15 protein-coding genes are annotated in these 17,095 nt (G+C 69.7%); 6 read left to right on the top strand and 9 right to left on the bottom strand.

Annotated elements, in window-relative coordinates; all coding sequences use genetic code 11:
• Window positions 1-7: 7 nt before the first annotated feature.
• From ACZ7M2_RS00915 to ACZ7M2_RS00905, 3 genes are read left to right on the top strand one after another with little or no spacing between them, the layout of a single operon-like run.
• On the top strand, window positions 8-1,333 hold the full coding sequence (locus ACZ7M2_RS00915; RefSeq protein ID WP_471593618.1) for an ABC transporter substrate-binding protein: 1,326 nt from the start codon (window positions 8-10) through the stop codon (window positions 1,331-1,333).
• Between the two features lie 5 nt (window positions 1,334-1,338).
• Window positions 1,339-2,697: an ABC transporter permease gene (locus ACZ7M2_RS00910; protein ID WP_471593617.1), complete on the top strand. Its 1,359-nt coding sequence runs from the start codon at window positions 1,339-1,341 to the stop codon at window positions 2,695-2,697.
• A complete protein-coding gene (locus ACZ7M2_RS00905) occupies window positions 2,694-3,533 on the top strand; it encodes a carbohydrate ABC transporter permease (protein ID WP_471593616.1) in 840 nt (279 codons plus the stop codon). Before ACZ7M2_RS00910 ends, ACZ7M2_RS00905 begins: the two co-directional genes overlap by 4 nt.
• A 67-nt stretch (window positions 3,534-3,600) precedes the next feature.
• Here the strand turns inward: ACZ7M2_RS00905 and pgl are convergent, their stop codons facing one another.
• The 5 genes from pgl to tkt are packed head-to-tail and all read right to left on the bottom strand — an operon-like array spanning window position 3,601 to window position 10,212.
• Window positions 3,601-4,383, bottom strand: a complete 783-nt coding sequence (pgl, locus tag ACZ7M2_RS00900) for a 6-phosphogluconolactonase (RefSeq protein ID WP_471593615.1) — start codon at window positions 4,381-4,383, stop codon at window positions 3,601-3,603.
• On the bottom strand, window positions 4,380-5,447 hold the full coding sequence (gene opcA, locus ACZ7M2_RS00895) for a glucose-6-phosphate dehydrogenase assembly protein OpcA (protein WP_471593614.1): 1,068 nt from the start codon (window positions 5,445-5,447) through the stop codon (window positions 4,380-4,382). Before opcA ends, pgl begins: the two co-directional genes overlap by 4 nt.
• Window positions 5,444-6,970: a glucose-6-phosphate dehydrogenase gene (gene zwf, locus ACZ7M2_RS00890; protein ID WP_352048618.1), complete on the bottom strand. Its 1,527-nt coding sequence runs from the start codon at window positions 6,968-6,970 to the stop codon at window positions 5,444-5,446. The genes opcA and zwf overlap by 4 nt, the downstream gene beginning before the upstream one ends.
• Before the next feature lies 1 nt (window position 6,971).
• Window positions 6,972-8,090 carry a transaldolase gene (gene tal, locus ACZ7M2_RS00885; RefSeq protein WP_471593613.1) on the bottom strand — a complete coding sequence of 373 codons (1,119 nt, stop codon included), beginning with the start codon at window positions 8,088-8,090 and terminating at the stop codon, window positions 6,972-6,974.
• Between the two features lie 34 nt (window positions 8,091-8,124).
• Window positions 8,125-10,212 (bottom strand): transketolase, encoded by a 2,088-nt coding sequence (gene tkt / locus ACZ7M2_RS00880; RefSeq protein WP_471593612.1) that lies wholly within the window; start codon window positions 10,210-10,212, stop codon window positions 8,125-8,127.
• Window positions 10,213-10,591: 379 nt separating this feature from the next.
• Between tkt and ACZ7M2_RS00875 the strand changes: the two genes are divergently transcribed.
• The 3 genes from ACZ7M2_RS00875 (at window position 10,592) to ACZ7M2_RS00865 (ending at window position 13,314) form a co-directional block, all read left to right on the top strand.
• A complete protein-coding gene (locus tag ACZ7M2_RS00875; protein WP_179436867.1) occupies window positions 10,592-11,545 on the top strand; it encodes a heme o synthase in 954 nt (317 codons plus the stop codon).
• 95 nt (window positions 11,546-11,640) lie between these two features.
• Entirely contained in the window at window positions 11,641-11,997 is a 357-nt protein-coding gene (locus tag ACZ7M2_RS00870; RefSeq protein WP_471593611.1) for a hypothetical protein, read from the top strand.
• 210 nt (window positions 11,998-12,207) lie between these two features.
• Complete coding sequence (locus ACZ7M2_RS00865) at window positions 12,208-13,314, top strand: amidohydrolase family protein (RefSeq protein WP_352048581.1); 1,107 nt, start codon at window positions 12,208-12,210, stop codon at window positions 13,312-13,314.
• 2 nt (window positions 13,315-13,316) lie between these two features.
• On the opposite strand, the gene ACZ7M2_RS00860 is transcribed toward ACZ7M2_RS00865, so the two are convergent.
• From ACZ7M2_RS00860 to ACZ7M2_RS00845, 4 genes are all read right to left on the bottom strand, one after another.
• Complete coding sequence (locus ACZ7M2_RS00860; RefSeq protein WP_471593610.1) at window positions 13,317-14,324, bottom strand: COX15/CtaA family protein; 1,008 nt, start codon at window positions 14,322-14,324, stop codon at window positions 13,317-13,319.
• 116 nt (window positions 14,325-14,440) lie between these two features.
• Window positions 14,441-15,157 carry an ABC transporter permease gene (locus tag ACZ7M2_RS00855; protein WP_063818556.1) on the bottom strand — a complete coding sequence of 239 codons (717 nt, stop codon included), beginning with the start codon at window positions 15,155-15,157 and terminating at the stop codon, window positions 14,441-14,443.
• 50 nt (window positions 15,158-15,207) lie between these two features.
• Complete coding sequence (locus ACZ7M2_RS00850) at window positions 15,208-16,131, bottom strand: ABC transporter ATP-binding protein (RefSeq protein ID WP_352048579.1); 924 nt, start codon at window positions 16,129-16,131, stop codon at window positions 15,208-15,210.
• Window positions 16,132-16,177: 46 nt separating this feature from the next.
• The gene (locus tag ACZ7M2_RS00845) at window positions 16,178-17,008 is read right to left on the bottom strand and encodes an AAC(3) family N-acetyltransferase (protein ID WP_471593609.1); all 831 of its coding nucleotides are present in this window, start codon (window positions 17,006-17,008) and stop codon (window positions 16,178-16,180) included.
• Between the last annotated feature and the right edge of the window lie 87 nt (window positions 17,009-17,095).

Raw genomic sequence — 17,095 nt, 5'->3', positions numbered from 1 at the left:
ATCAACGATGATGCGACGACGTACGACCCTGCTCGCGAGCTGCACCGCCCTCGCCCTGGCCCTCGGCGCCACCGCCTGCGGAGGCGGGCCCGTAGCCGCCGGAGGCGGCGGCAAGTCGCTCAGCGGCCAGACGATCACCGTGGCCGGTGTCTGGTCCGGCAGCGAGCAGAAGAACTTCCAGAAGGTCCTGGACGCCTTCACCGCGAAGACGGGTGCCAAGACCCAGTTCGTCTCCACCGGCGACAACGTCTCCACGGTCGTCGGCAGCAAGATCGAGGGCGGCAACGCCCCCGACGTGGTGATGGTCCCGCAGGTCGGCGTCCTCCAGCAGTTCGCGAAGGAGGGCTGGCTCAAGCCGCTCTCCAAGACCACCGAACAGTCCGTCGACACCAATTACGCGAGCGTCTGGAAGAAGTACGGCAGCGTCGGCGACACCCTTTACGGCCTGTACTTCAAGGCCGCCCACAAGTCGACCGTCTGGTACAGCCCCGACGCGCTCGACCAGGCGGGAGTCAAGCCGCCGACCACGTACGACGCCATGCTGAAGGCCGGACACACCGTCTCCGACTCGGGCCTCGCCGCCTTCTCCGTCGCCGGACAGGACGGCTGGACGCTCACCGACTGGTTCGAGAACATCTACCTCTCCCAGGCGGGCCCCGAGAAGTACGACGCCCTGGCCGCCCACCAGCTGAAGTGGACCGACCCGACGGTGGTCGAGGCGCTCACCACCCTCGGCAAGCTCTTCAAGGACAAGCAACTGATGGCCGGCGGCCAGAAGGGGGCCCTGAACACGGACTTCCCCGGCTCCGTCGAGAAGGTCTTCGGACCCAAGCCCGAGGCGGGCATGGTCTACGAGGGCGACTTCGTCGCCGGGGTCGCCAAGGACCAGTTCGGCAAGAAGATCGGCCAGGACGCGAACTTCTTCCCCTTCCCCGCGGTCGACGGCGGCAAGGCGCCGGTGGTCAGCGGCGGCGACGCGGCCGTGGTCCTCAAGGACGGCAAGAACCAGAAGGCCGCCATGACGTTCCTGGAGTACCTGGCGACCCCCGAAGCGGCCGCCGTCTGGGCCGGGGCGGGCGGCTTCCTCTCCCCGAACAAGAAGCTCGACCTCGCCTCCTACAGCGACGACATCGCCCGCGAGACCGCCAAGTCCCTGGTCGCCGCCGGGGATTCGGTCCGCTTCGACATGTCCGACCAGGCCCCCGCCGCGTTCGGCGGCACCAAGGGCGCCGGCGAGTGGAAGATCCTCCAGGACTTCCTCCGTGACCCCTCGGACCCGAAGGCGACCGCGGCCGCACTGGAGAAGGCCGCGGCCAAGGCGTACCAGGGCTGATCGCCATGACCGCCACCCTCGTGAAAGAGGCGAGCCCTCCGGCCGTCGGCATGGCCGACCACAGACGGCGCGCCAGGCGCCGCGGCCGGATCATCGCCCTCGTCTTCGTCCTCCCCGCCCTGCTCCTGCTCGGCGCGCTCGTCGTCTATCCAGTGGTCTTCTCCGTGGGGCGCAGCTTCTTCGACGCCTCCGGCAGCCGGTTCGTGGGCGGCGACAACTACACCGAGATGTTCCGCGACCCGGCCACGCTCAAGGCCGTACGCAACAGCGCCATCTGGGTCGTCGTCGCGCCGACGCTGCTCACCGGGCTCGGCCTGGTGCTCGCCGTCCTGGTCGAGAAGATCCGCTGGGCCACCGCGTTCAAGCTGCTGCTGTTCATGCCCATGGCGGTCTCCTTCCTGGCCGCCGGCATCATCTTCCGGCTCGCGTACGACGAGGACCCCGACAAGGGGGTCCTGAACGCCGCCGTGGTCGGCGTCCACGACGCGTTCGAGGGAACCTCGTCCTATCCGACCGCCCGCGCCCGCGACGGCCGAGGCCTCGCCAAGGGCGCCGACGGTTCGTACCGTACGACCGCCTCCGCCTCGCCCGGCGACACGGTCGGCCTCGGTCTCGTCGGCGTCCTGCCCAAGGATCTGCCGAAGGACGCGAAGCCCGCCTACACGGCCGCAGGGCAGAAGGCGGCCCGGGACGAGCTGCGCGGTGTCGTCTACCTGGACTTCACACCCGGCGGGGGAGGGAAACAGGGCCAGGTCGACCGCGGGGAGAGCGGACTGCCCGAGATGAAGGTCGAGGCGGCGCGCGACGGGAGGACGGTCGCGAGCACGACCACCGCGGCCGACGGCTCCTTCCGCTTCCTCGGGTTGGACCCCGGCTCGTACACCGTGCGGCTGCCCGCGTCGAACTTCAGCCCGCCGTACGAGGGTGTGTCCTGGCTCGGTCCGGCGCTGGTCACCCCCGCCATCATCGGCGCGTACCTGTGGATCTGGACCGGCTTCGCCATGGTGCTGATCGGCGCCGGACTCGCCGCCCTGCCGCGCGACGCGCTGGAGGCGGCCCGGATGGACGGCGCCAACGAATGGCAGATCTTCCGCCGGATCACCGTCCCGCTGCTGGCACCCGTGCTCACCGTGGTCTTCGTCACGCTCGTGATCAACGTGATGAAGGTCTTCGACCTCGTCTACATCATCGCGCCCGGCCCCGTGCAGGAGGACGCCACCGTGCTCGCCACCCAGATGTGGCTGGTGTCCTTCGGCGGCGGCAACAACCAGGGCCTGGGCAGCGCACTCGGTGTGCTCCTCCTGCTCCTGGTCGTCCCCGCCATGGTCTTCAACGTCCGCCGCTTCCGAAGGAGTCAACGATGAACGCGCTCAGGCGGGGGCTCGGCAACGGCCTGGTGCAGGCGTTCCTGGTGATCGTCGGCCTGATCTGGGTCACCCCGCTCGCAGGGCTCTTCCTCTCCTCGATGCGCTCGGCGCACGACACCGCCGAAGGAGGCTGGTGGACGGTGCTGACCAGCCCCGGTCAGCTCTCCTTCGACAACTACTCAGCCCTCCTGGGCAATGCGGGGATGACGCGGGCGTTCTGGAACACCGTGCTGATCTCCGTGCCGGCCACCGTCCTCGTCGTGGTGATCGCGGCGCTCGCCGGATACGCCTTCGCCTGGCTGGAGTTTCCCTTCCGGGACACGATCTTCCTGGTCGTGGTGGCGTTGTTGGTGGTGCCGGTCCAGATCGGGCTGCTGCCCGTCGCCAAACTCTTCGGCGCGCTCGGACTGTTCGGCACGATTCCCGGTGTGGTGCTCTTCCACGTCTCCTACGGGCTGCCGTTCGCCATCTTCCTGCTGCGCAACTACTTCGCGGAGATGCCGAAGGAGATGCTGGAGGCCGCCCGGATGGACGGAGGCAGCGAGTGGCGCATCTTCACCCGGCTGGTGCTGCCGGTCGGCCGCCCGGCCCTCGCGAGCCTGGCCATCTTCCAGTTCCTGTGGGTGTGGAACGACATGCTGGTCGCCCTGCTGTTCGCCGACAGTTCCTCGCAGCCGTTGACGGTCGAACTCCAGTCTCAGATACGACAGTTCGGCAGCAATATCGATGTGCTGGCGCCGGGGGCGTTTCTGTCGCTGATCGTTCCGGTGCTGGTGTTCTTCGCGTTCCAGCGGCACTTCGTGCAAGGGGTGATGGCCGGGTCGGTGAAGTGAGGGGCCGCGCCCTCGGGCCCCCGCCACAAGACTGCGCAGTCTCTTGGCGAGGGCCCTGCCCCTGGGCTCAGGCCGAAGCCGGCGGGTACAGCGAGCGCGGCAGCTGGGAGGCCGCCGCCGAGTCCAGGAGCCACAGGGTGCGGGAGCGCCCGTGGGCGCCAGCCGCCGGGGCCTGCACCTCGCCCGCGCCCGAGAGGGCGATCGCCGCGGCCTGCGCCTTGTCCTCGCCGGCCGCCAGCAACCAGACCTCACGGGCGGTACGGATCGCGGGCAGGGTGAGCGTGACCCGGGTCGGCGGGGGCTTGGGGGCGCCGTGCACGCCCACCACCGTCCGCTCCGTCTCACGGACCGCGGGCAGCTCCGGGAAGAGCGAGGCCACGTGGGTGTCCGGGCCGACGCCCAGCATCAGGACGTCGAACGACGGCACGGAAGCGTGGTTCTCGGGGCCCGCGGCCTTCGCGAGCTCGGCCGCGTACGCCTCCGCCGCCGCGTCCACGTCCGTACCGTACGGACCGTCGGACGCGGGCATCGGATGCACGCGCGCGGGGTCCACCGGCACCGAGTCCAGCAGTGCCGCACGGGCCTGGGTGTCGTTGCGGTCCGGATCGCCCTCGGGCAGGAACCGCTCGTCACCCCACCACAGGTCGATGCGGCCCCAGTCGATGGCGTCCCGGGCGGGCGCGGTCGCGAGCGCCGCGAGGAGCCCGTTGCCGTTGCGCCCGCCGGTGAGGACCACCGAGGCGTAGCCGCGCGAGGCCTGCACGTCCACGACCTTGGTGATCAGCCGGGCCGCGGCGGCCTGGGCCATCAGCTCCTTGTCGTGGTGCACGACGAGCTGCGGAGTGTTCACTCGGAGGCCGCCTTCTTCGCAGGGGCCTTCGCGGCGGCTTTCGCGGGGGCCTTCTTCGCGGGTGCCTTGGCGGCGACGGTCTTGACGGCCGCCTTCGCCGTGGCCGGTTCCTCCTCGACGGCGACCGCCCCGGCCGTCGCCCCGTTCAGCCGGTCCACCCCGTACCGCAGCGCCGACGCGTAGGTGTCGTCCGGGTCGAGCCGGCGCAGCTCCTCCGCGATCAGTTCCGAGGTGTCGCGGCGCTTGAGGGCCACCGCACGGTCGGGCTGGCCGTTGATGGAGAGGGTCGCCAGGGTGCCGTCGGCGCGGTCCAGGGCGATCGGGCCGCAGCTCGTCTCCATGCGGACGGCGGTGAGGCCGGGGCCGGAGGACTTGGACCGCTTGACGGGGACGTCCAGTCGGTCCGCGAGCCACATGGCGAGCAGTTCCACGCTCGGGTTGAACTCCTCGCCCTCCACCTCGACCGCGTTCACGTCACAGATGACCTGGTCGAGGGCGGCGGCCAGCATCGAGCGCCAGGGCGTGATGCGGGTCCAGGAGAGGTCGGTGTCCCCGGGGGTGTAGGCGTCGGCACGCGCGTTGAGCTCGCGTACGGGCGCCTCGGCGGCGTAGGTGTCGGTGACGCGGCGCTGGGCCAGCTTTCCGAGTGGGTCGTTGGCCGGGTCGAGCGGCGCGCCCACCGGCCACCAGACGACGACCGGCGCGTCCGGCAGCAGCAGCGGCAGGACGACCGAGTCGGCGTGGTCGGCGACCTCGCCGTACAGCCGCAGCACGACCGTCTCGCCGGTGCCCGCGTCCGCGCCGACCCGCACCTCGGCGTCGATGCGGGACTTCGTGCGGTCTCGGGGCGAGCGGGAGACGCGCTTGATGACCACGAGGGTGCGGGAGGGGTGCTCGCGGGACGCCTCGTTGGCGGCCTTCAGAGCGTCGTAGGCGTTCTCCTCGTCGGTGACGATGACGAGGGTGAGCACCATGCCGACGGCGGGGGTGCCGATGGCGCGGCGGCCCCGCACCAGCGCCTTGTTGATCTTGCTGGCCGTGGTGTCCGTGAGGTCTATCTTCATGGGCGACGCCAGCTCCGTCCGTCTCGCTCGAGCATTTCGTCGGCCTCGACGGGGCCCCACGTGCCCGAGGGGTACTGCGCGGGCTTGCCGTGCTTGTCCCAGTACTGCTCGATCGGGTCGAGGATCTTCCAGGACAGCTCGACCTCCTCCGTACGCGGGAAGAGGTTCGAGTCGCCCAGCAGGACGTCGAGGATCAGTCGCTCGTACGCCTCCGGGCTGGACTCGGTGAACGACTCGCCGTAGGCGAAGTCCATCGAGACGTCCCGGATCTCCATGGAGGTGCCGGGCACCTTGGAGCCGAAGCGGACCGTGACGCCCTCGTCGGGCTGGACGCGGAAGACGATCGCGTTCTGGCCCAGCTCCTCCGTCGCCGTGTGGTCGAACGGGGAGTGCGGGGCGCGCTGGAAGACGACCGCGATCTCGGTGACGCGGCGGCCGAGCCGCTTGCCGGTGCGCAGATAGAAGGGGACGCCCGCCCAGCGGCGGTTGTCGACCTCCACCTTGATCGCGGCGTAGGTGTCGGTCTTCGACTTGGGGTCGATACCGTCTTCCTGGAGGTAGCCGACGGCCTTCTCGCCGCCCTGCCAGCCGGCCGCGTACTGCCCGCGGACGGTGTCGCGGCCCAGGTCCCGGGGGATCCGGACCGCGCCGAGGACCTTGGTCTTCTCGGCGGCGAGGGCGTCCGCGTCGAAGGAGGAGGGTTCCTCCATGGCAGTCAGGGCCATCAGCTGCAGGAGGTGGTTCTGGATGACGTCCCGCGCGGCGCCGATGCCGTCGTAGTAGCCGGCCCGGCCGCCGATCCCGATGTCCTCCGCCATGGTGATCTGCACGTGGTCGACGAAGGACCGGTTCCAGATCGGCTCGAACATCGTGTTGGCGAAGCGGAGCGCCAGGATGTTCTGAACGGTCTCCTTGCCCAGGTAGTGGTCGATGCGGAAGACCTGGTCCGAGGAGAAGACCTCGTGCACGATCGCGTTGAGTTCCTCGGCCGACTTCAGGTCGTGGCCGAAGGGCTTCTCGATGACCGCGCGCCGCCAGGAGCCGTTCGACTGGTCGGCCAGGTGATGCTTCTTCAGCTGCTGGATGACCACCGGGAAGGCGGACGGCGGCACGGAGAGGTAGAAGGCGAAGTTGCCGCCCGTGCCCTGCGCCTTGTCCAGCTCGTCGATCGTGGCGCGCAGCCGCTCGAAGGAGTCGTCGTCGTCGAAGGTGCCCTGGACGAAGCGCATCCCCTGGATGAGCTGCTGCCAGACCTCCTCGCGGAACTCCGTACGGGCGTGTTCCTTGACGGCGTCGTGGACCACCTGGGCGAAGTCCTCGTTCTTCCACTCGCGGCGGGCGAAGCCGACGAGCGAGAAGCCCGGCGGCAGCAGCCCGCGGTTGGCGAGGTCGTACACGGCGGGCATCAGCTTTTTACGTGACAAATCGCCCGTGACGCCGAAGATGACCAGGCCCGACGGCCCCGCGATACGCGGGAGCCGTCGGTCTGCGGGGTCACGCAGCGGGTTGCTGCTTGACAAGATTTCAGCCCTCCGAAGGGGCGAGGCGCTTGAGCTCCGCCTCTGTGGACTTGAGCAGGTCGTTCCAGGACGCCGCGAACTTCTCGACGCCCTCGTCCTCCAGGAGCTGGACCACGTCGTCGTACGAGATCCCGAGCTTCTCGACCGCGTCGAGCTCGGCGCGCGACTGCTCGTACGTACCGGCGATGGTGTTACCGGTGATCGCGCCGTGGTCCTCGGTGGCCTGCAGAGTGGCCTCCGGCATGGTGTTCACCGTGTTCGGCGCCACCAGATCGTCGACGTACAGGGTGTCCTTGTACGCCGGGTCCTTGACGCCGGTCGACGCCCACAGCGGGCGCTGCTTGTTGGCCTGCGCCTTGTCGAGGGCGGCCCAGCGGTCGGAGGAGAAGACCTCCTCGTACGCCTCGTAGGCGAGCCGGGCGTTGGCGAGAGCCGCCTTGCCGCGGGCGGCCTTGGCCTCGGGGGTGCCCAGGGCGTCGAGCCGCTTGTCGATCTCGGTGTCCACGCGGGACACGAAGAAGGACGCCACCGAGTGGATCTTGGAGAGGTCCAGGCCCGCGGCCTTCGCCTTCTCCAGACCCGCCAGGTAGGCGTCCATGACCTCGCGGTAGCGCTCCAGCGAGAAGATCAGCGTGACGTTGACGCTGATGCCCCTGCCGATGACCTCGGTGATCGCGGGCAGGCCCGCCTTGGTCGCCGGGATCTTGATGAGCGTGTTCGGGCGGTCCACCAGCCAGGCCAGCTGCTTGGCCTCGGCGATGGTCGCGCCGGTGTTGTGGGCGAGGCGCGGGTCGACCTCGATGGAGACCCGGCCGTCCTGGCCCTGCGTCGCATCGAAGACCGGGCGCAGGATGTCGGCGGCGTCACGGACGTCCGCCGTCGTGATCATGCGGATGGCCTCGTCGACGGTGACCTTGCGGGCGGCGAGATCGGCGAGCTGCTGCTCGTAGCCGTCACCGCTGCTGATCGCCTTCTGGAAGATCGACGGGTTGGTGGTGACGCCCACGACGTGCTGCTGGTCGATCAGTTCGGCGAGATTGCCGGACGTGATCCGCTTGCGCGACAGGTCGTCCAGCCAGATCGCGACGCCTTCCTCGGAGAGGCGCTTGAGTGCGTCTGTCATGGAAATTGCATCTCCTACGTGTCGTATATCAGCGTCAGCGCTGGGCTGCGGCGATCGATTCCCGGGCGACGTCGGCGACGTGCTCGGCAGTGAAGCCGAATTCACGGAAGAGGACCTTGCCGTCGGCCGAAGCACCGAAGTGCTCCAGCGAAACAATGCGTCCCGCGTCCCCGACGAACCGGTGCCAGGTCAGACCGATACCGGCCTCGATCGAGACGCGCGCCTTCACCGACGGTGGAAGGACGCTGTCCCGGTACCCCTGGTCCTGCTCCTCGAACCACTCCACACACGGCATGGACACGACCCGCGTCGGGACGCCCGCGGCCTGGAGCTGCTCGCGCGCCTCCACCGCCACGTGCACCTCGGAACCGGTGGCGATGAGGATGACCTCCGGCTCGCCACCCTCGGCCTCGAACCGGACGTAACCGCCCTTGACCGTGTTCTCGTCGGCCTCGTACGTCGGCACGCCCTGACGGGTCAGCGCGAGACCGTGCGGGGCGCCCTTGCCGAAGACCTTCGTGTAGCGCTTGAGAATCTCGCGCCAGGTGATCGCGGTCTCGTTGGCGTCCGCGGGACGGACGACGTTGAGGCCGGGGATGGCGCGCAGTGAGGCCAGGTGCTCGACCGGCTGGTGGGTCGGGCCGTCCTCACCGAGACCGATGGAGTCGTGCGTCCACACGTACGTCACCGGCAGGTGCATCAGCGCGGACAGACGCACGGCGTTGCGCATGTAGTCGGAGAACACCAGGAAGGTGCCGCCGTAGACACGGGTGTTGCCGTGCAGCGTGATGCCGTTCATCTCCGCGGCCATGGAGTGCTCGCGGATGCCGAAGTGGATCGTGCGGCCGTACGGGTTCGCGCCCGGCAGCGGGTTGTCGGCCGGCAGGAACGAGGAGTTCGGGTCGATCGTCGTGTTGTTCGAGCCCGCGAGGTCGGCGGAGCCGCCCCACAGCTCGGGGATGACCGCACCGAGAGCCTGCAGCACCTTGCCGGACGCGGCACGGGTGGCGACACCCTTGCCCGCCTCGAACGCCGGGAGCTTCTCCTCCCAGCCGGCCGGCAGCTCGCACGCGGCGATCCGGTCGAACTCGGCGGCACGCTCGGGCTGAGCGGTGCGCCACTCCTGGAAGCCCTTCTCCCACTCGGCCTTCGCCTCACGGCCGCGGTCGAGAGCCTGGCGGGTGTGCGCGAGGACCTCGTCCGCGACGTCGAAGGACTTCTCCGGGTCGAAGCCGAGGACGCGCTTGGTGGCCGCGACCTCGTCCTCGCCGAGCGCCGAGCCGTGCGCTGCCTCGGTGTTCTGCGCGTGCGGAGCGGGCCAGGCGATGATCGAGCGCATCGCGATGAACGACGGCTTGTCCGTCACCTTCTTCGCGGCCTCGATCGCGTTGTAGATGGCGTGCGGGTCGATGTCGCCGTCCGGCTTCGGCGCGACGCGCTGCACGTGCCAGCCGTACGCCTCGTACCGCTTGACGGTGTCCTCGGAGACCGCGGTCTCGGTGTCGCCCTCGATCGAGATGTGGTTGTCGTCCCACAGCAGCACGAGGTTGCCGAGCTTCTGGTGACCGGCCAGGGAGGACGCCTCGTGCGAGATGCCCTCCTGGAGGCAGCCGTCACCGGCGATCGCGTAGATGAAGTGGTCGAAGGGTGACTCGCCCTGCGCCGCGTCCGGGTCGAACAGACCGCGCTCGTAGCGGGCGGCCATCGCCATGCCCACCGCGTTGGCGACACCCTGCCCGAGCGGGCCGGTCGTGGTCTCCACGCCCGGGGTGTGTCCGTACTCCGGGTGGCCCGGGGTACGGGAGCCCCACGTCCGGAAGGACTCCAGATCGTCCAGCTCCAGGCCGAACCCGGCCAGGTAGAGCTGCGTGTAGAGGGTCAGTGACGAGTGGCCCGCGGACAGCACGAAGCGGTCACGTCCGGTCCAGTCGGGATCCGCCGGGTCGTGCCGCATCACCTTCTGAAAGAGGGTGTACGCGGCAGGCGCCAGACTCATGGCCGTACCGGGATGGCCGTTTCCGACCTTCTGTACGGCATCGGCGGCCAGGACGCGGGCGGTGTCGACGGCCCGCTGGTCCAACTCGGTCCACTCGAGGTCTGTGGTGGTCGGCTTGGTGCTCACCCTGGGTCAGGGCTCCTCTCCACATGTCACGCATGTCGAATGCCGGTGCACTGGGCGCCCACCGGCCGTTGTCGAGCCTACCCCCGTAGGTACGTGCGTTTTTTCGAGTCATTCCAGACTGCCGGGACTCTCCGGGATCCGCCTCCCGACTGGTCCGTTCCGTGTTCGGCAACTGAATACGGAACCGCTCGTAAGAGTGCTCAATCGAGCTCCGTCGCGCCCGTCGTGCACGCCCTCCTCCCGCCCCGGTGCGGCCGCTCCCAACACGACCCCACCCCCGCGAAGGCCGAGGTATAGGCAACGTCTACAGTGGCGTGGTACGCGCGAGCCTTTACGGGGAGTTCACACCCGGGGGCTTGCTGGGATGTCTCTGTCAGGGGTGTGCGTGACGGCCGTCGAATCCCGTCCAGCGGGGGTGCTCGGGACGAGCAGCAGCCCAAGCCACCGGCCGTTCGGGGCCCGTGTGAAGGCGTTCGTGGCGCTGACCAAGCCACGAATCATCGAACTGTTGCTGATCACCACCGTTCCGGTGATGTTCCTGGCCCAGCAGGGTGTACCCGACCTCAAGCTGGTCCTGCTCACCTGCCTCGGCGGTTTTCTGTCGGCGGGCGGCGCCAACGCGCTGAACATGTACATCGACCGCGACATCGACGCCCTGATGGAGCGCACCTCGCAGCGCCCGCTGGTCACCGGCATGGTCAGCCCACGCGAGTGCCTGGCCTTCGGGATCACGCTGGCGGTCGTCTCGACCCTGCTGTTCGGGCTGACCGTCAACTGGCTGTCCGCCTGGCTGTCACTCGGAGCGCTCCTTTTCTACGTCGTCGTTTACACGATGATCCTCAAGCGGCGCACCTCCCAGAACATCGTCTGGGGCGGCATCGCCGGCTGCCTCCCGGTGCTCATCGGCTGGTCGTCCGTCACCGACTCCATGTCGTGGGCGCCGGTCATCCTCTTCCTCGTCATGTTCTTCTGGACGCCGCCGCACTACTGGCCGCTGTCCATGAAGGTGAAGGAGGACTACGCGCGCGTGGGCGTGCCGATGCTCCCGGTCGTCGCTTCCAACAAGGTGGTTGCCCGCCAGATCGTCATCTACAGCTGGGTGATGGTCGCGGTGTCGCTGCTGCTCACCCCGCTCGGCTACACGGGCTGGTTCTACACCCTGGTCGCCCTCGGCGCGGGCGGGTTCTGGCTGTGGGAGGCGCACGGTCTGCAGAACCGTGCCAAGGCCGAGGTGACCGGCGGGAAACTCAAGGAGATGCGGCTGTTCCACTGGTCCATCACCTATGTGTCGCTCCTGTTCGTGGCGGTCGCGGTGGACCCCTTCCTGCGCTAGGGCCCGTCCGGCGAATCTTCACGGGCGGGGTACGTGGGCTAAGCCACGTACCCCGCCCGTCGCCGTTTGATCTACCCGTCGGTAGCATCCTGGCCATGGCAGACACGCAGCAGGTTGACGAGACCACCGGCGCCGCCCAGGACGTCAAGGCCGAGCGCAAGGCGGCCAAGCTCGCCCAGCGGATCAACGCCTTCGCCAAGGAGCACGGCGGGACCGAGGGACACGTCGAGTACATCGGACAGCGCGGCGCCCGGATCGTCCTCGTCGGCGCGGATGGTGCCTGGGGGGACGTGGTGGCGCCCACATTCACGATGGCCGAAGAGGCCGTGAAGAAGGCCGGGATCACTGTTCACGAGACGTTCGACGGTGAGTTCGCGGCGAAGGTCAAGACGGGGCCGTACGAGTGGAAGAGGATGGCGGGGATCCAGCTTGGGGCGCCGAGTAACGGCTGACAAAATCTGTTATCTGATATCTGTCACCTGACAGTTGATATCTGTCATCTGATATCGGTCATCTGATTTCCGTCGGCCGTCACTCGTCAGTTGTCATCTGTCGGCTGTCATCCGTCAGCTGTTGGTACGCCTTGCGCTTCACCAACACCTGACGCCCGCCTCACCCGTTAGGACCTGAAGAACGCAACGGTCCAGTCGCGGGGAGTCCGGATGATCGAAACGCCATCCCTGGTGGACCAGTACTGCCACGGCGTACTGAGGACGGAGCTGGGCCTCGGCACCTTCGAGGCCCACCTCGCCAGAACCGAGGGCCCCCCGGCCCCCGGCACCACCTTCTTCGACACCCAGACCGGCTTCGCGGTACGCCGCTGGTGCCCGCCCCTGCTCGGTCTGGAACCGCACTGTCCGCCCGCCCGCTATCTGGCCCGGCGCCGCGAGCTCGGCGTCCTGGAGTCGGGGCGCAGGCTTCTGCGCGGCAGCGGTATCACGACGTACCTCGTCGACACGGGGCTGCCCGGGGACCTGACGGGACCGGGCGAGATGGCCTCGACCGGCGCGGCCCACGCCCATGAGATCGTCCGTCTGGAGCTGCTGGCGGAACAGGTCGCGGACACCTCGGGCACCGTCGAGTCCTTCCTCGCCAATCTTGCCGAGTCCGTCCACGGGGCCGCCGCGAACGCGGTCGCCTTCACGTCGGTCGCGGGGGGACGCCACGGTCTGGCGCTCGCGCCCGAGCCGCCAGGACCGGGAGAGGTGCGGGGCGCGGCGGGCCGCTGGCTCGCGGGCCGCCGGGTGGGCGGGGCGCTGAGCGACCCGGTTCTGCTGCGCCACTTACTGTGGATCGCGGTCGCCTCGGGGCTGCCTCTCCAGCTCCACGCCGGCCTGGGTGAACCCGGTCTGCGCATCGACCGCACCGACCCCGTCCTGCTCACTGACTTCGCCCGTGCCACGGCCGGGCTGGGCACGGATCTCGTCCTCCTGCACGGCTACCCGTACCACCGTCACGCGGCGCACCTCGCCGGGGTCTTCCCGCACGTCTACGCCGATCTGGGTGCCGCGCTGGTGCGTACGGGAGCCCGGGCGGCCGCCGTTCTCTCCGAGATCCTGGAGCTTGCCCCCTTCGGCAAGCTCCTGTTCTCCAGCGGGGCGCACGGTCTGCCCGAACTGCACGTCGTCGGCGCACGCTTGTTCCGTGAGGCGCTGGCCCGGGTGCTGGGCGCCTGGGTCGCCGAGGGTGCCTGGTCGCTGGTGGACGCGCAGCGGGTGGCGGGGCTGATCGCGGCGGGGAACGCGCGGCGGGTGTACGGCGTGGACTGAGGCTACGCGCGCGTGAGCGCCGATTCCGCGGCCGGACCCGGCAGTTCCGCCGCGGCCTCCGGGCGTTCGCGCAGCGACAGCAGGACTCGCAGGGCGCCGATCCACACCAGGCAGGAGCCGAACATGTGGAGGCCGACCAGGGCCTCGGGGAGGTCCGTGAAGTACTGGACGTAGCCGATGACGCCCTGGCCGAGCAGGATCAGGAACAGGTCGCGGGTGCGGTCGAGCGGGCCCTTGGGGGCGTCGACGGCCTTGAGGACGAACCACAGGGCGAAGGTCAGCGTGACCACGATCCAGGCCAGCACGGCGTGCAGCTTGGCGACGGTCTCCCAGTTCACGGCCATGCGTTCGACCTCGCTGGAGTCGCCCGCGTGCGGACCCGCGCCGGTGACCACCGTGCCCACCGCGATCAGCAGGATGGTGGCGACGACCAGGCACCACACGAGCTGCTGCACCGCCTTGCCGACCAGCGGGCGCGGCTCGGCGGAGCCCTCGCGGGTGCGCTGCCACATCACCGTGGCCACGGTGATGAGCGCCGTGGAGAGCAGGAAGTGCGCGGCGACCGTGTAGGGGTTGAGGCCGACCAGGACGACGATGCCGCCGAGGATCGCGTTGCTCATGACGATCCAGAACTGCGCCCAGCCGAGCCGGGTGAGGTCGCGGCGCCAGGGCTTCTCGGAGCGCGCGGCGATGATCGCCCAGCCGACCGCCGCGCACAGGACGTAGGTCAGCATGCGGTTGGTGAACTCGATGACTCCGTGGAAGCCCATCGCGCTCGTCGTGGTGAGGGAGTCGTCGGTGCACTTGGGCCAGGTCGGGCAGCCGAGGCCCGAACCGGTCAGCCGTACGGCGCCGCCGGTGACCACGATGACCACCGACATGACGAGCGCGGCGAGGGCCGCTCGTCGAATCGTCCGGGAGGTCGGGGTCCAGCGTTCGGCGATGAGGGCGAGCGGGTTGCGCGCGAAGGCTACGGCGTCGGCTCGGGTCACGTTTGGCACGCGCACCATCGTAGGCGGCCGCTTGTGCACGCCTTCACGAGGCCCCCGCACCTACGCAAATCGCCACCTCGGTCCGTCTCGGAGGCCCGTACAACCAGAACACCCGGAGCCACTCGCACCCGGAGTCACTCCCAGCGGAAGAACTTGCCCGCCGCTCCCAGGCCCACGACCGCCCACACGGCGAGGATCCCGAGGTCGCCCCACGGCAGGCCCGCCCCGTGCTGGAGCACGTCCCGCAGCCCGTCCGAGAGCGCCGAGACGGGCAGCAGGCCGAGCACGTCCTGGGCGCCCGCCGGGAACTTGTCCATCGGGACGATCACTCCGCCGCCCACGAGGAGCAGCAGGAAGACCAGGTTCGCGGCGGCGAGCGTCGCCTCCGCCTTGAGCGTGCCGGCCATCAGCAGGCCCAGGCCCGAGAAGGCGGCCGTGCCGAGGATCAGCAGGAGCAGGACGGACAGCGGGTTGCCGTGCGGCGACCAGCCCAGGGAGAAGGCGATCGCCGTCAGCAGGACGACCTGGAGGACCTCCGTGACCAGCACGGACGCCGTCTTCGCGGTCATCAGGCCCCAGCGGGGCAGCGGGGAGGCGGCGAGCCGCTTCAGGACCCCGTAGCGCCGCTCGAAGCCGGTGGCGATGGCCTGCCCGGTGAACGCGGTCGACATCACGGCGAGTGCCAGGATGCCGGGGGCCAGGAAGTCGACCGACTTGCCCTTGCCGGTGTCGATGATGTCGACGGAGCTGAACAGGACCAGCAGGAGTGTCGGGATGATCACCGTGAGGAGCAGCTGCTCGCCGTTGCGCAGCAGCATCTTCGTCTCGAGCGCGGCCTGCGCGCCGATCATCCGGGGCAGCGGGGCCGCCCCCGGCTTCGGGGTGTAGGTACCGGCGGTGGTCACGAACGCAGCTCCTTGCCGGTCAGTTCCAAGAACACGTCTTCCAGGGTGTGGCGTTCGACGGAGATCTTCTCCGGCATCACCCCGTGCTGCGCGCACCAGGACGTGACGGTGGCCAGCAGCTGCGGGTCGATCTTGCCGCCCACCCGGTACGAGCCGGGCGTCAGTTCGGCGGCCGTGCAGTCGGCCGGCAGGGCCTTGAGCAGGGAGCCGACGTCGAGCGCGGGACGGCCGGTGAAGCGCAGGGTGTTCTCGGCACCGCCGCGGCACAGTTCTTCGGGGGAGCCCTGCGCGATGACCCTGCCCGCGTCGATGATCGCGACGTCGTCGGCGAGTTGCTCGGCCTCGTCCATGTAGTGCGTGGTGAGGATGACCGAGACGCCGTCGGCGCGCAGATCGCGGACGAGGTCCCAGGTGGCGCGGCGGGCCTGCGGGTCGAGGCCCGCGGTCGGCTCGTCGAGGAAGACCAGTTCGGGGCGGCCGACCACGGCCATCGCGAGCGCCAGGCGCTGCTGCTGGCCGCCCGAGAGCCGCCGGTAGGTCGTGCGGCCGCAGCTGTCGAGGCCGAGCCGTTCGATGAGTGCGTCCACGTCCAGGGGGTGGGCGTGGAGCTTCGCCACATGGCGGAGCATCTCGTCGGCGCGGGCACCGGAGTAGACCCCGCCGGACTGGAGCATCACGCCGATGCGGGAGTGGAGTTCCCCGGACTGTCTCACCGGGTCGAGGCCCAGGACGCGTACCGTGCCGGAATCCGGCTTCCGGTACCCCTCGCAGGTCTCGACCGTGGTCGTCTTGCCGGCCCCGTTGGGGCCCAGTACGGCGGTGATGCCCGCCTCGGCCACCAGGTCGAGGCCGTCCACCGCGGTCTTGTCGCCGTACCGCTTCACCAGGGCCTGGACCTGGACCACGGGCTCGCTTCGCATGAGGCGCAAGTCTAGGGAGCCGGTCGGGTGATCGGTCGGGCGGGGTTCAGGAGGCGGTCCTGGGGACGACCCATTCGTCGCGGGGGCGGTGCAGTGCCAGCCAGCGCTCCGCGTACGCCACCGCGTCGGCCACCGGGAACAGGCGTGCGTCGGCCGCGCCCACGCGGCCCCGTACGACGGGGCGGTCGCGTTCGAAGTCGGAGCCCAGTTCGTCGAAGCGGTCGGAGTCGACGGAGACCTCCGTGACGACCTCCCAGCGGGTCGCTCCCTGCGGGGTGCGCACCGGGCGTCCCACCTCGACGAGCGGGGACGGTATGCGGTATTCGGCGAGGTGGAAGCTGGTGCACGTGTCGTAGCCCGCGCCGAGCAGGAGCACCCGGGCGTCGAGGGTCTCCAGGCGGGCCAGTGGGCTGCGCTCGCCGAGCCGGCAGTCGGGGGCGTGTCCCTCGACGATCTGCGCCGCGCGGGGGCCGAGGGCCGCGAAGGAGGTCTGCGGATGGGCGCTGCGCAGGGCGCCGGGCCAGGTGCGGACGGTCTCCGGGATCACGCCGACCCCGCGGCTGGGCGTCACGAGGGGGTCGTACGCGGGCATCGTCGCCCGAATGGGCGACCACCACTCCTCGGGTACGGGCGGATTGCTCCACAGTGCCGGGTCGGAGACGTCCCCGGACTGGGTGGGGACCACCAGGGTGCCGTCGGGACCCAGCGCGTCGAGCAGTCCCTGGACGACGGCGACGGCGCCGCCGTTGACCCAGCCGAGGGACCTCAGGGAGGTGTGCGCGAGAAGCGTTTCTCCGGGCTGGACGCCCAGCTCCAGAAGGTGCGCGGCGAGGGTCTCGCGTGTGACGAGTGGGCCGGTCGGAGGGGGTGTCGACATGGTTCCCGAGTCTTGCGGAGAGCCGGTCCCGAAGCCAGTGAATTGATCGATCAAAGATCGTTTCCGCAGGTCACCTTAGGTATACCT

The sequence above is a fragment of the Streptomyces sp. NPDC111507 genome (genome assembly GCF_055638955.1).
The sequence above is the reverse complement of the archived record's forward strand: the minus strand, read 5'-3'. Positions and strand labels throughout refer to the sequence as shown.